This is a genomic window from Alienimonas sp. DA493, assembly GCF_043951915.1.
Taxonomy (GTDB): domain Bacteria; phylum Planctomycetota; class Planctomycetia; order Planctomycetales; family Planctomycetaceae; genus Alienimonas.
This window is the reverse complement of record NZ_JBINJD010000139.1, coordinates 1-12,982: the sequence shown is the minus strand read 5'-3', so window position 1 is coordinate 12,982 and position 12,982 is coordinate 1. Positions and strand designations below refer to the sequence as shown.

At 74.6% G+C, this 12,982-nt stretch carries 5 protein-coding genes; all 5 read right to left on the bottom strand.

Translation table 11 applies throughout. The features are described from left to right. Positions 1 to 36 precede the first annotated feature (36 nt). The gene (locus ACG2DA_RS17605) at positions 37 to 3,552 is read right to left on the bottom strand and encodes an efflux RND transporter permease subunit (protein ID WP_395257210.1); all 3,516 of its coding nucleotides are present in this window, start codon (positions 3,550 to 3,552) and stop codon (positions 37 to 39) included. A gap of 12 nt (positions 3,553 to 3,564) precedes the next feature. Continuing rightward, a complete protein-coding gene (locus ACG2DA_RS17600; protein ID WP_395257208.1) occupies positions 3,565 to 5,100 on the bottom strand; it encodes an efflux RND transporter periplasmic adaptor subunit in 1,536 nt (511 codons plus the stop codon). Between the two features lie 145 nt (positions 5,101 to 5,245). After that, positions 5,246 to 5,722, bottom strand: coding sequence for a hypothetical protein (locus ACG2DA_RS17595; protein ID WP_395257206.1), 477 nt, complete (start codon positions 5,720 to 5,722; stop codon positions 5,246 to 5,248). A gap of 109 nt (positions 5,723 to 5,831) precedes the next feature. Further along, positions 5,832 to 12,296 (bottom strand): DUF4011 domain-containing protein, encoded by a 6,465-nt coding sequence (locus ACG2DA_RS17590; protein ID WP_395257203.1) that lies wholly within the window; start codon positions 12,294 to 12,296, stop codon positions 5,832 to 5,834. Positions 12,297 to 12,508: 212 nt separating this feature from the next. Then, positions 12,509 to 12,982, bottom strand: a 474-nt coding sequence (locus tag ACG2DA_RS17585) for a hypothetical protein (protein ID WP_395257201.1), incomplete at its 5' end; no start/stop codon positions are given.

Below are 12,982 nucleotides of genomic sequence, written 5' to 3'. Positions count from 1 at the left end.
CCGGGATCGTCCCGGCCGCGGGGGAACGGGTCGGGGTCAGGCGGGGCTCGCCGGGGCGAGATCGTGCGGGGCGTCGGCCAGTGAATCCTCCTGCGTGCCCTCGGCGAGGCGGACGGCGTCGCGGCCGCTGAACCGCCAGAACAGGCCCGGGTGGACGAGGAACTCGCAGAAGGTCGAGGTCGTCAGCCCGCCGAGAATCACGGTGGCGACCGGGTAGAGGATCTCGCGGCCGGGCTCGTCCCCGCCGAGCACCAGCGGGACGAGACCGATGCCGGCCGTCAGGGCGGTCATCAGCACCGGGGCGAGTCGTTCGAGACTGCCGCGGAGCACCGTCTCCTTGCTGAACGGCTGGCCCTCCTCGGCCATCAGGTGGACGTAGTGGCTGACCAGCAGAATGCCGTTGCGGACGGCGATGCCGCCCAGCGAAATGAACCCCACGAGGCTGGCGACGGTGAGCGTCTGGTCCGTGATCACCAGCGCCGCCACCCCGCCGATGAACGCCGTCGGCAGGGCGTTGAGGATCTGCAGGACGATCCGCACCGAGGGAAACGGCACCAGCAGCACGGCGAACACGCCGACGACCGACACGCCCGCCAGAATCAGGATCGTGCGGGTGGCCCGCTGTTGGCTCTCGAACTGGCCGCCGAACTCCACGAAGTAGCCGGGCGGCAAGTCCAGCGTGGCGTCCAGCCGGGCTTGAATCTCTTCGACCGCGGAGGCGAGGTCGCGGCCCTGCGTGTTGCAGCGGACGACCATTCGCCGCCGGGCGTTCTCCCGGTGAACGGCGTTCGGGCCGACGCCCCGTTCGACGTCCGCCACCTCGCGGAGTTCGATCTGGCCCTCGCGGCCCGGCAGGTCGATCCGCAGCCGGCCGAGGTTGGCGTAGTCGGTGCGGGACCGCTCCTCCAATCGCACGAGCAGGTCGAACCGCCGCGTGCCCTCCAGCACCTCGGAGACGACGTGCCCCTGCAGAGCCGTCTGCACGAGGCCCGCGACGTCGGCCCGGGTCAGGCCGTGGAAGGCGAGGTCCTCCGGCCGCAGCCGGACGTGCAGCTCCTCGGTCATGCGGACCGGCTCGATCACTGGCGGGGTGACGCCCGGCACGTCGGCCACGGTCGCTTCGATCTCCTCGGCCAGCCCCCGCAGCGTGTCCAGGTCGTCGCCGTAGACCTTGATCGCGATCTGGGCGTAGACGCCGGAGATCATGTGGCTGATCAGGTGGGCCAGCGGCTGCTCGACCTCGATCCCGACGCCCGGGACCTCGTCGCGGAGGACCTCGAGCAGCTCGTCGATCGCCTCGTCCCGTTCCAGCTCGCTGGCGGGGTTCATCGCGAGGATGTACTCGCTGGCGTTGACCGGGGAGGCGTGCTCGTCCAGTTCCGCCCGGCCGGTGCGGCGGACGAAGGCCCGGATTGGGGCGTCCGGCCGCTGCGGGGAGACCTGCCGTTCGCGGAGGCGGCGGTCGATCAGCTCGGCCGCCGCGTTGGAGGCGTCCAGCGAGGCGCCCGGGGGGAGCGAGACGTTGATCTGCACGCTGCCCTCGTCGAAGGCCGGCAGGAAGTTCCGGCCCAGCTGCGACGCCTGCCAGCCGGCGACGGCCACGGCGGCCCAAGTCAGGACCAGCAGCGTCGTCGGCGCCGCCATGCTCAGCCGGACCAGCGGCCGCGTCAGCGCCTTGAGCGCCCGGAGCAGCGGACCGTCGGCCTCGCTGTGCGTCGCCGGGGCGTTCGGCAGCAGGTAGTACGACAGGACCGGCGTGACGGTCAGCGAGACCAGCAGCGAGGCGAGGATCGAGGTGATGTACGCCACCCCCAGCGGGGCGAACAGCCGCCCCTCCACCCCGCCGAGGGCGAACAGCGGCAGGAACACCAGGATCACGACGGCCGTGCCGAACACGATTGCTCCGCGGATCTCCCGGCTGGCTTCGTAGACCACCCGCAGGGCCGGCCGCGGCGTCTGGCGGGCGTTGTTCTCCTTGAGCCGTCGAAAAATGTTCTCGACGTCGACGATCGCGTCGTCGACCAGCTCCCCCATCGCCACGGCGAGCCCGCCGAGGGTCATCACGTTGATGGACAGTTCGCTGCCGGACAGCCAACCCATCAGCCGAAACACCAGCGTGGTGACGACCAGCGACAGCGGGATCGCCGTCAGGGTGATGAACGTCGTCCGCACGTTCAGCAGGAACAGGAAGAGCACGACGACGACCAGCCCGGCTCCGATCGCCAGCGCCTCGCCGACGTTGAACACGCCGCGGTCGATGAACCCCCGCAGCTGGAACAGGTCCGGCGTGACGACGAGGTCGGCGGTGAGCGTGTCCTCCACGTCGGCCAGCGCCGCCTCGACCCGGTCGGTGAGCCCGCGGGTGTCGACGTGCGGCTGCTTGACGACGGTGAACACCACGCCCGGTCGGCCGTTCACGCTGCCGTCGCCGCGTTTGAACTCCGCCGCCTCGACCACCTCGGCGACCTGTCCGAGCAGCACCGGCCGGCGCTCGTTTCCGCCGACCGGCACCGCCCTCAGCTCTTGGACGACCCGCTCCGGCCGCGGGCCGAGCCGCCCGAGCACGCGGATCGGCCGCTCCGTCTCGCCGGTCACGGCGAACCCGCCGCTGGTATTGATGTTGCTCTCGTGCAGGGCCTCCTCCACGTCCTGCAATGAGACCCCGTACTCCAGCAGCGCCGCCGGGTCGATGCGGACCTGGTACTGCTTGCGGTCGCCGCCGAGCACGAAGGCCTCCGCCACGCCGGTCACCTTGCGGAGCCGGGGGCGGACGATCCAGTCGGCGATCGTTCGCAGGTCCCGCCGGCGCTCCGCGTCGGAGGCCAGCCGCACCAGCCGCTCCCGGCCGTCGAGGGTCACGCGGACCGTCGGCGTCTCCGTCCCGCCGTCTTCCCCTTCGGCGGCCCCGGCGACCGCCCCGAGGCGCTCCAGCACGACGCGATCGCCCGTCGCCGGTTCGACGGTCGCATCGGCGACGCGGTCCCACGTCGCCGACCGCCGGCGGTCGGTCGGCCGCCAGACGGCGAACCGATCCGCCTCCCCCTCCGACAGGGCTTCGAGCAGCAGCCCGGTCGATTCGATCGGGTACAGCGTCCCGCCCCGGGGGCCGGCCTGCCGGGAGAGCCCGGCGACGACGATCTGCCCCATGATGGAGGACGGCGGGGTCATCTGCGGCACGACGCCCTCCGGCAGCACGCCGGCGAGCGTCGCCAGCCGCTCCTGCACGGTGCGGCGGGCGTCGCGGATTTCCGTGTCCCAGCCGAACTCCACGTAGACCACGCTCAGCCCGGCGGTCGACTGGCTGCGGACGTCCTCCACCCCGCTGGCGCCCAAGAGGGCAATCTCCAGCGGGTAGGTGACGAGCGTTTCCACCTCCTCGGTGGCCAGCCCGCGGGCCTCGGTCAGCAGGATAACCCGCGGTCGGTCGAGGTCCGGGAAGACGTCGATCGGCATCTGGGCGGCCAGCAGGGCGCCGTAGACGAGCGTGGCGACGCTCGCCGCGAGCACGAGCACGCGGTTGCGGAGGGCGAAGCGGATGACGGCGTCGAGCATCGGTGCGTCCTTTCAGTGGGCGGCGTGGACGGTGCCGTCGGCGTGCACGTGCACGCCCGGCATCTCGCCGCCGGCTTCCTGGGCCTTGAGCACGCGGTTCAGCGTCGCGGCCGAACCCTGGGCGAGGTACGCGGTCTTCGGCACGCTGCCGTCGTTCGCCAGCACGACCTCCCGGGCGTCTTCATGGAGGATCCGCACCGGCAGTCGCCGGAACAGGTCGCCGTTCTGCTGGAACACGAACGCCTCCGGCCCCTCCCGCACGACCGCCCCCGCCGGCAGGGTGATCACGCCGGGGTACTCCTCGATCGGCACCCGCAGCCGGACCCGCTGGCCCGGACGGAACCGCCAGAGGGTGAACGTCTCGCCGTCCCGCTCGTAGGTTCGGGACTGATTCTCCAGCGGGACGTAGAAGTCGAACGTGCGGCTCTCCGGGTCGACCGTGTTGGCGAGGTGCCGGATGCGGAAGTCCTGATTCAGCGGCGGCCAGTCGGCGGCCTCGTCCTCGGCGAACTCCACTTCGACCGGCCAGTGCCGCTCCGCGGCCCGGGCCAGCGCGGCCGCCTCCCGCTTGAAGGCGTGCCCCTCGATGAACAGCGACCGGTGGTCCGCCAGCGTGGCCAGCAACTGCCCGGCCTGCACCTGCTGGCCCAGCTCGACCGCCAGCGACTGCACCTCGAAACGAAACCCGCCGGCCTCCGCGGACGCGGCGTTGTCTGCGGGAGCGATTTCGTTCTCCGGGGCGGCTTCGTTCTCAGTCGCGGCGGCGACCTCGGCCAGCGGGTCGACGTGGACCGGGGCGTCGTCCACGTCGTCGCCCTCAGCGGGCGGGGCGAAGACGTCGACGGTCGACACGAACCGGCCGCGGACGATCCCGGCGACCTGCTCGGGCGTCAGCCCGCGGGTGATCAGGTCGTGGTACTGGGCGGCGATGATCCCCTCGAGCCGTTTTTTGACGCCCTCCAACTCCTCCGTGCGGGCCCGGGTGCCGGCGTTGCGGGCCTCCAGCTGCCTCGCCCGGTCGAGCGCCGGCTTATTGATCTCCCGGTCGCGGACGGCCTGGAACAACTCCTTCTGGGACTGCTGGAGGTACTCGCTGAACAGCCGCACGGTGAACAGTTTGCCGCCCGGCGGGACGGTCTCTCCGGGAAAGGCGTGCACCGTCACCACGGTCCCGACCGCCGGCGAGGTGACCCCGCGGTCGGTCACGCCGGGCCGGTCGGTCAGCACGCCGGGCACGGTGAGCGTGCGTGTGTAGGTCCCGACGCGGACCGGAGCGACGGCGAGCCCCAAGTTCTGCCGGGCCTGCCGGCTGAGCTCCAGCAATTTCGGCCCGTCGGTCGAGCCCGCCTCGGCGGCGCCCTCGTCGACCTGATCCGCCGTCGTCGCGGAGGACGCCGGCGACAGCCAGTCGGCGAGACGCCCGCGGCCGGCGGGCGTCGCCACGACGGCGCCCGCCGCGAAGAAGGCCGCGGCGACGACCGTGGCGCCGACGTACATGAGGATGCGTTTGCGTCGGGGCGACGCGGCGGGGCTAGCCTGTGGGAACACGGAACGAGCGGCGGACGGGGGGGCGGAATCCGGGACGCGGACCGCCCGGGCGGGCGAATCGACCGATCCCGAAGAGAACTCGCCGGACGGCCCGGACCGACGCATCGCCCCGAGGGCGAGACGCTCCGACGGCCGTCCCCCGTCGCTACACCCGCAACACGGCGCTCCGTGGCTCGCCGCCGACCGCCGGAGGTCGGTGCGTTCGGCCGGGGCGCTCTTCAGTCGCGGGTTCCGCCGCCCGCGGGCAAAGGACCGCGGCCGCGTGCTTCAGCGCCGTCGCCGAATCGTCGTCGGCGTTCGGCAGCGGAGCTTCCTCAAGCAGCGTGAAGGGGTCGTCGCCCCGCTCCGCCGTCGGTCGGTCCGGCGTGGCCGGGATCTCGACGTCCAACACGCCGAGCAACGCCACGTGCCGGTGGCGGGCGCCGTGGCCGGACCGCTCGCCGTCTCCGTGATGGGAGTGCCCGTGCCCGTCTTCACGGACGCCGGTCTCATGCCCTTCGGTCGTCTCGACCGCCTGATGACCGGCGGCCGAATGGACGTGCGTGAACGACGGACTGCCGGCCGCGACCGTGACGAGCGTCAGGGCGAGCGTCGCCGCCCGGCGTGTCAGGTCGCTGTTCACGACGGCGATCCTTCCCCACCCGCCCCCCCGCCGTCAACCCGGCGACCGTCGAGGTGAGGCACGAGTCGTCCGCGAGTCGTTTGTCCAAACTCCGGGCGTCGCGGCGGCCCTACCTGACGACCGCCACCCGCCCGTCCCGCTCCGCGATCGCTCCGGCCCGCAGCGCCCGGCCGACGCCGTCGTCGATCCCCTCGCGGATGCGGGGGCCGAGGCGCTGGAAGCCCAGTTCGCGGGCGACGAGCTTCAGCAGGTCCTCCCGCGGCATGGCCCCGGCGCCGGCGAGGACCGCGGCGATCGTCTCCCCCATCGCCCCGGCCGGCACCTCGTCGATGGAGCCGTAGCTCCGCCGCCGCGACGGCGCCCGGGACACGAGCGTCGGCTCCGGGGCCGGCGGCGGCTTGTCGGGGGGCGGGTCGAAGCCGGCGTCGCCGGCGACCGCCGCCTCGTAGGCGGCCAGTACCCGGGTGGTCTGGCGAGCGGGGTCGCGGGTCCAGTCGCTCGACCAGATTCGGACGATCCGCCAGCCGAGGTTCTCCAGCGCCGCCTGCCGGATCCGGTCCCGGTCCCGGGCCGTCGCCGAGGAGTGATACGCCGCCCCGTCGCATTCGATCCCCAGGCAGAACTCCCCCGGGCGGTCCGGATGCCGGAGGGCCAGGTCGATCCGGTACCCGCCGCAGCCGACCTGCGGGACCGGGGCCAAGCCCTTCTCGACCAACGCGGCGGCGACGTCCGCCTCGAAGGGGCTCTCGAACTCCCCGCCGACGGCTTCGGAACTCGCGGCGGAGTCCGCCAGCGCCGCCGGGCCTCGGGCGGCGAAGTCGAGGTAGGCCTTCAGCAGACGGGCGCCGCGGGCGGCGGTCGGCGCCAGATCGAAGTCGGACGCCCGCACGCTGCTGACCACGCACACCTCCGAGCGGGCTCGCGTGACGGCGACGTTCAGCCGCCGCTCGCCGTTGGCCTTGTTCAGCGGGCCGAAGTTCTTGCGGAATTTGCCGGCCGGGTCGAAGCCGTAGGCGACCGACAGCAGGATCGCGTCCCGCTCGTCCCCCTGCACCGTCTCCAGGTTCTTCACGAACAGCGTCTCCCGCCCGGGCGTGCCGTCGGGGTGCAGCCCGGCCTCGGCGGCGCCGAGCAGGGCGTCGACGGCCGGATCCTCCTTGCGGCGGGCGTCGAGGGCGTCCTCAATCGCCGCCTGCTGGCGCTGGTTGAAGGCGATCACCCCCAGCGACACGTCCGGCCGGTTCCGCACGTGCTCGACCACCAGCTCCGCGACCCGATTCGCCTCGACGGCGTTGCGGCCGTGCTCCCAGAGGCCGCCCTCGACGAATTCGTGCCGCACGGCCGGAACGCCGGCCGGCGCCCCCCCGTCGGCCCGCTCGGCGGCGTCGGCGGCGGCGGGGAAGGTGACCAGCTCCCCGTCGTAGAAGTGGGCGTTGGAGAAGGCGATCAGCGCCTCCCGCCGGCTGCGGTAGTGCCACCGCAGGCCGACGTTGGGCATGTTGTTCGCCTTGCAGACCGACAGGATGCTCTCGTAGTCGGTCAGGTCCTCCGCCTCCGACTCCTCCTCGTCGGCGCCGTCGTCCGGGCCGACGACGGACTTGGTGAAGAAGTTCGTGGGGGGCAGCTGCTTTTCGTCGCCGGCGACGATCAGCTGCGAGCCGCGGAAGATCGACCCGACGGCGTCCCAAGGGAAAACCTGCGAGGCCTCGTCGAACACCACCAGGTCGAACCGCAGCCGGTCGCTCTTGAGGTACGTGCCGACCGCCAGCGGGCTCATCATCAGGCAGGGCTTGAGCTTCAGCAGCACGCCGGCGGTCTCGTCGAACAGCCGCCGCAGGGGGAGGTGCTTCCGCTTCTTGTTCGCCTCCCGGACCAGCACGCCCAGTTCGCTGCCGCCGAGGTCGCCCAGCGAGCCGGCGAAACCGTCCGGGCGGGGCCGGTCCTCGCGGCCCAGCTGCGTCTCCCGCACCCGGGCCGCGGCCAACTCGAATTCCCGCCGGTCCAGCGTGCGGAAGCGATCGCGGGCGCCTTCGTGCCGATCGAGGTCGAACCCGCCCAGCAGCGGCGCCTCCTCCGCCCAGGCGTCCAGCAGGCCGCGGAGGAACCGGGCCTCGACGACCGCCGCCGCCTCGCCCGGGGCGTACTCCCCGGCCCGCAGCTCCTCGACCGCGGCCTTCAGCCCCATGTCGGCGAGCGTCCGGCACCACCGCGTGAACGCCAGCCAGCGGTCCAGCTCCGGCAGCTTGGCCGGCAGGGCGGCGAACCGCCCGGCCGCCTCGTCCAGCGGCAGCGTTCGGAAGGACGACCCGGCGGGCAGGTCGGAGACCTCCGCCCGCACGTCGAAGACGGTCTCGCGGAACCAGTCCCACGCCTCCTTCATCTCCCGGGCGAAGGCTTTCGGCAGTTCGGCGGCGGCCCGCCCCGCCTCGGCCCGCACCGCCGGATCGCCCGCGGCGGCCCGCAGCAGGGGCGTCAGTTCGTCCGCCCCGCACCGCTCCGCCAGCCATTCCGCGGCGGCTTCGTGATCGTCGTCGGGGTCTGGCGTGCCGAGCGCCGCCAGCGTCGGCGCCAGCTCGGCGGCCTCCGCGAGGGCGGCCCGCAGGTCGGCGACGGCGGCGAGGTCGTCGGCGAGCCGTTCGATCGGCCGGTCGCCCTTCTCGGACAGCGCCGCGGCGACGGCGGCCAGATCGGCGTGGGCGCCCTCGGTTCGGGCGAGGAAACCCTTCGCCGCCTCCCGCAGGGCGGCGGGCGAATCGTCCGCGGCGCCAACCGGCGCCGCGGTCGTCGCCTCGGTCAGGCCGTCGGCAGCCTTTCCGAGTCGGTCGGAGACCTCGCCCAGCACGCCGGGATCGGGGCCGTCGCCGGCGGCGAGCGCCGTCCGCACCTCGGCGTCGCTCAGCCCCGCCGTCCGCAGCCCGGCGGCGGCCGTCACGCCGTTCGTCACCCGCTCCCACGCCGCCGGGTCGAGCGGGTCGGCGTCCTCCGCCAGCACGCCGGCGTTCGCCCGGCCGAGATCTTCCAGCGCCCCGCCCGCCGCCGCGAACCGTTCGGCCGTCGCCAGATCCGCCAGAACCCCGGCGACGGAGGGATCGCCCCCCGTGCGGAGGGAGCCCACCGCCCCCAGCAGCGCCCGGCAGATTTGTGCGGCCGCGGCGATCTCACGGACCTCCGAGGCGACGGCCGCCGTCGGGGCGTCCTCGGCGAACAGTCCGCGGCCCGCGGCGTCGAGTTCGGCGAGGGCGGCCGTCGTTTTCGCAGAGGCCTCCGACAGGGCGGCCGGATCGTTCGACGCGGTGCTCGCGACGACCGGCCGCAGGGCGGCGACCCGGTCCGCCGCGGCCAGCGACTCCGCCAGCGCCCGCCACGCGGACGGCTCCGCGTCGTCAAAGCCCTCCGGCAGGGCGGCGGCGTGCTCCGCGGCGAGCGCCGCAACGTCGCCGGTGCGGGCGTGGTAGGCCCGTAACTTCGCCAGGTCGGCCAGCAGCGTCTTCGCCGCGGCCGGCGGCTCCCCGGCGTACAGATCCGCGGCCTCCCGGCGGAAGGCCCCGAACCCGCCGAACAGCCGCTTCCAGAACGACTCGAACGGAACGGCCCGCGTCGCCAGTCCCGCGGCGGCGGGGCGAAACGCCCGGTGCGACAGCCGGTCCTCCAGCCCCGCCCGGATCGAGGCGGCGTCCTCCAGATCGGCGACGGCCTCCCCGGCGGCGGTCCGCAGCCGGGTGCCGGCGGCGGGGGCGAGGAGCAGCGCCGGTCCCGCGATCGCGACGTCCTTCGCCAGCACGCGGGTCTCCGCCACGCTCGGCGTCCAGTCGCCCGGTCCCCAGACCGCCTCCGCCAGGGCGGCGCCGGCGGCCTGCAGCGCCTCGGCGGCCCCGCCGGTCCGGGTGCCGCGATCGATCAGCACGCCGAGGGCGTCGTCGGTGCCGACCCGGGCGTGCGGCCCGGCGGTCTCCCACGCCTCGGCCGCCGCCCCCGGGTCCCCCGCGGACTTCAGAAAGGCCGCGATCCGCTCCCGGTCGACCCGGCCCTCCAGCCGCTCCGCCGCGGCCTCGCGGGCGGCGATCGACTCCTCCGCCGTGCCGACCAGCAGCGTCAGTTCCTCGGCCCGCTCCGGATCGAGCCACGCCGCCCGCACCGGCAGGGCCTCCGCGGCGGCGCCGGCGGCGGTCGCCAGCGCTCCCAGCGCCGCGGCGGGCAGCTCCGGCGACAGGCCGATCCCCAGCGCCCCGGCGAGGTCCGCCCTCGCCGCGGTCGCCGCGTCGGCCGCCGCGATCAGCGCCGACGCCCGGTCGCGTCGGTCGCCCGCCGCCGCCAGCCGGGTTCGCACCGTGCTCGGAACGGGGTCGCCGCAGGGTTCCTCCGTCGCCTCAAGCCCGGCGACCCGGCGGACGGCGGCGTCGGGAAACCGCTCGGCGACGTCCGCGGCGTAGTCGGTCAGCCGGGCCCGGGCGTCGCCGGCCGCGGCGTCGGCGGAGCGGCGGGCGAGGACGGCGTCCGCCGCGGCGGCGGGATCGGCGTCCGGGGCCACCCAGCCGGCGGGCACGGCCGGAACCTCCGCCGCCGCCTTCAGGAGCTGGAAGGTCTCGTTCACCGTCGCCCGGGACGGGGCGGGGATCAGCCCGCGATCGACCAGCGGGGCGACCCCCGCCGCCGCCCGGCCGAAAGCCGTCGCCAGCGTGCCGCAGAACCGGCCCAGGTCGTCCGCCAGCCCCAGCGGGTTCGTCGTCAGCAGGGCGCCCCGCCACGGGTGCGAGTCAAACCCCGCCAGCACGTCCGCGTGCACCGGCGCCGTACCGACCGCCTCCAGCCGGCCCGCGAGCGTCGCCCGATCGGTCGCGGCGGGATCCTCCGGCCGCCACCGGGTGCGGCCCGTCGCCCCGGTGCGGGCCAGCTCCGCCAGCCGGCCGTGGACCTCGAACGCCGACCGCCCCAGCGGCCCGCGGGGCTCGTGCAGCGCCCGCACGTAGCGGTTCAGCCGGTCCCGAGTGCGGCGGAGTGCGGACAGGTCGTCGGCGGCGTCCGGGTACCGCTCCGCCGGCAGGTTCAGGCAGCACCCCAGCTCCTCGACGACGTCCCGGCGGTTCGCCTTGGTGGAGTGGCAGGCGAGCGTGAAGTCGCCCAGCCCCCTCGCGTCCAGCCGGGCCTTGACCACGTCCAGCGCCGCGACCTTCTCGCTGACGAACAGCACGGTGCGGCCGGCGCCCAGGGCGTCGGCGATCACGTTGGCGATCGTCTGGCTCTTGCCGGTGCCCGGCGGCCCGTCCAGCACGAAGCTGACCCCCGCCCGGGCCGCGGCGATCGCCCGCAGCTGCGTGCTGTCGCAGTCGAGGATCGCGGACAGGTCGCCGGGGGCGAAGGCGTCGTCCAGCTCGCGGGCCGCCGGCACCTCGCCGAGCGGGCCGAAAGCGGCCGACGCCGAGCCCGTCTCCCCCGCGATCGTGCGGCAGAGCGGGTGGGCGGCCAGTTCCTTCGCGTGCACCCCCAGGTCCCGCCACATCGCGATCTTCGGGAACGCGAACCGCCCGACCGCGGCCCGCTCCTCCACGCCCCAGCGGTCGTCGGACAGCCCGGAGGCCGCCTCCGCGATCCGCTCGGCGACCGCGGCGAAGTACGCCGCCAGCGCCCCCTCCTCCTCCAGCTCGCCGACCTCCGGCAGCGGGGGGAGCTCCAGCGAAAAGTCCCGCCGCAGCCGCTCGCGAAGGCACTCGTTGTCGAGGGCCTCGTCCTCGGCCTCGACCAGCGACCAGGCCGCCCCCGTCGCCGCCCGCGACAGCCCGGCGGGGACGAGCACGAGCGGACTGCGGCGAACGTCGTCGCTGTCCTTCGACTCGTACCACCGCAGGAAACCGAAGGCGACGTAGACCGAATGCACGCCCTGCTCGGACAGCGACAGCTTGGCGTGCCCCTCCAGCGTCCGCAGCCGGGCGTCCAGCTTCCTGTCCGACAGCGCCGTCAGCAGGTCCGCCGGCCCCAGCGCCGCGAGGCACTCCTCGAGGGAGAGTTCGGTCTCTTCGTCGCCCGGGACGGGCTGGGTGGGTTCGCCCCGTTTGCGTCGGCCCGGTTCGAACAGCGACTTGGTCGGATGCGGGTCGAACAGCACGTCGCCGGACAACCCGTCCGCCGCGTCGTCGGCGGGCGCCCCGCCCCCGGCGGGAACGTGCCGATCCGCGTCCGGACGAACGAGGTCCCGCTTCCAAGGAAGCCGCATCGCCCCCTCCCCCGCGGCCGAGTCCGCCGCGAACCGCTCCCAGACGGCGAACGGCGACGGGGCGAGGAACTCCACGACCCCGCGGCTGGGCGAGAACGAGCAGTTCACCAGCGGGTTGCGGTTGCCGATATCGAGGAGCTTTTCCCGCCATCGCGTGATGGAGGCGCCGATCGCGTCCGCGGCGTCCGGCTCCGCGGCCTCGTCCGTGGCGTCGCCGTCCGTTGCGTGACGGTCGGCCCCCGGACGGGCGGCGGCGGCCGCCGTCCCTCTCCGCGACCCCCGCCCCTCCCAAGGGTCCCGTTCCGGCCCCACGGGCGTCTCCCAGTCGAGGTCGTCCGTCCAGCCGTCGTCGTCGGGGTCGTGCACCTGCGGGGCTGTCCAAGCTCGTGTCGGGATCTCCCATCTCAGCGGCCCGCCGCCGCCGCCCGCAACGCACCTCGGACCGGCTTCGGCGGGACCGGCGCCGGACGACTCGCTCGTGACCGTCGCGACGTCTGCAACGCCCCACGTCTGCGACGTCCCCGCAACGGCTGGGGTGCCGAGTCCGCCGGCGCCGCGGGCCGGGGGCGGGCCGGGCGTCAGCGGGGTCGCCACGGCCCGCCCCGCCAGACGGCGAAGCCGACCGCCTCCAGCGTCCGGCCGAGCGGGCCCTTCGGTTCCACGACCCCCGCGGCAGGTTGGAGCGGTTCGGCGGGGAGCCGGGTCGCGTATTTTCCGGGCGGCTCCCCGGCGTCGTCGAGCGTCACGCGGTAGGCCAGCGACAGCCGCGGCGCCCCCTCGACCAGCACGATCGGCGGCTGCGGGGCGGCGTCGGCGCCGATCGTTTCCACGAACGGCGTCTCCGCCCCGGCGGTCGTCGCGGCGAAGGCTGCGGCGACGGCCGGGTCGGCGGCGACGATCAGCACGTCGCCGGGCCGGGGCCGGTCCCCCTCCGTCCCGCCCAGCGTCGCGGCGGCGAGGGTCTCGTCGACCCGCACGGCGTACAGGCCCGCGGTCCCGGCGAGCTCGGGCGGGAGGGGGTACCAGCCGACCGCCCGCCCGACGGACCCGCC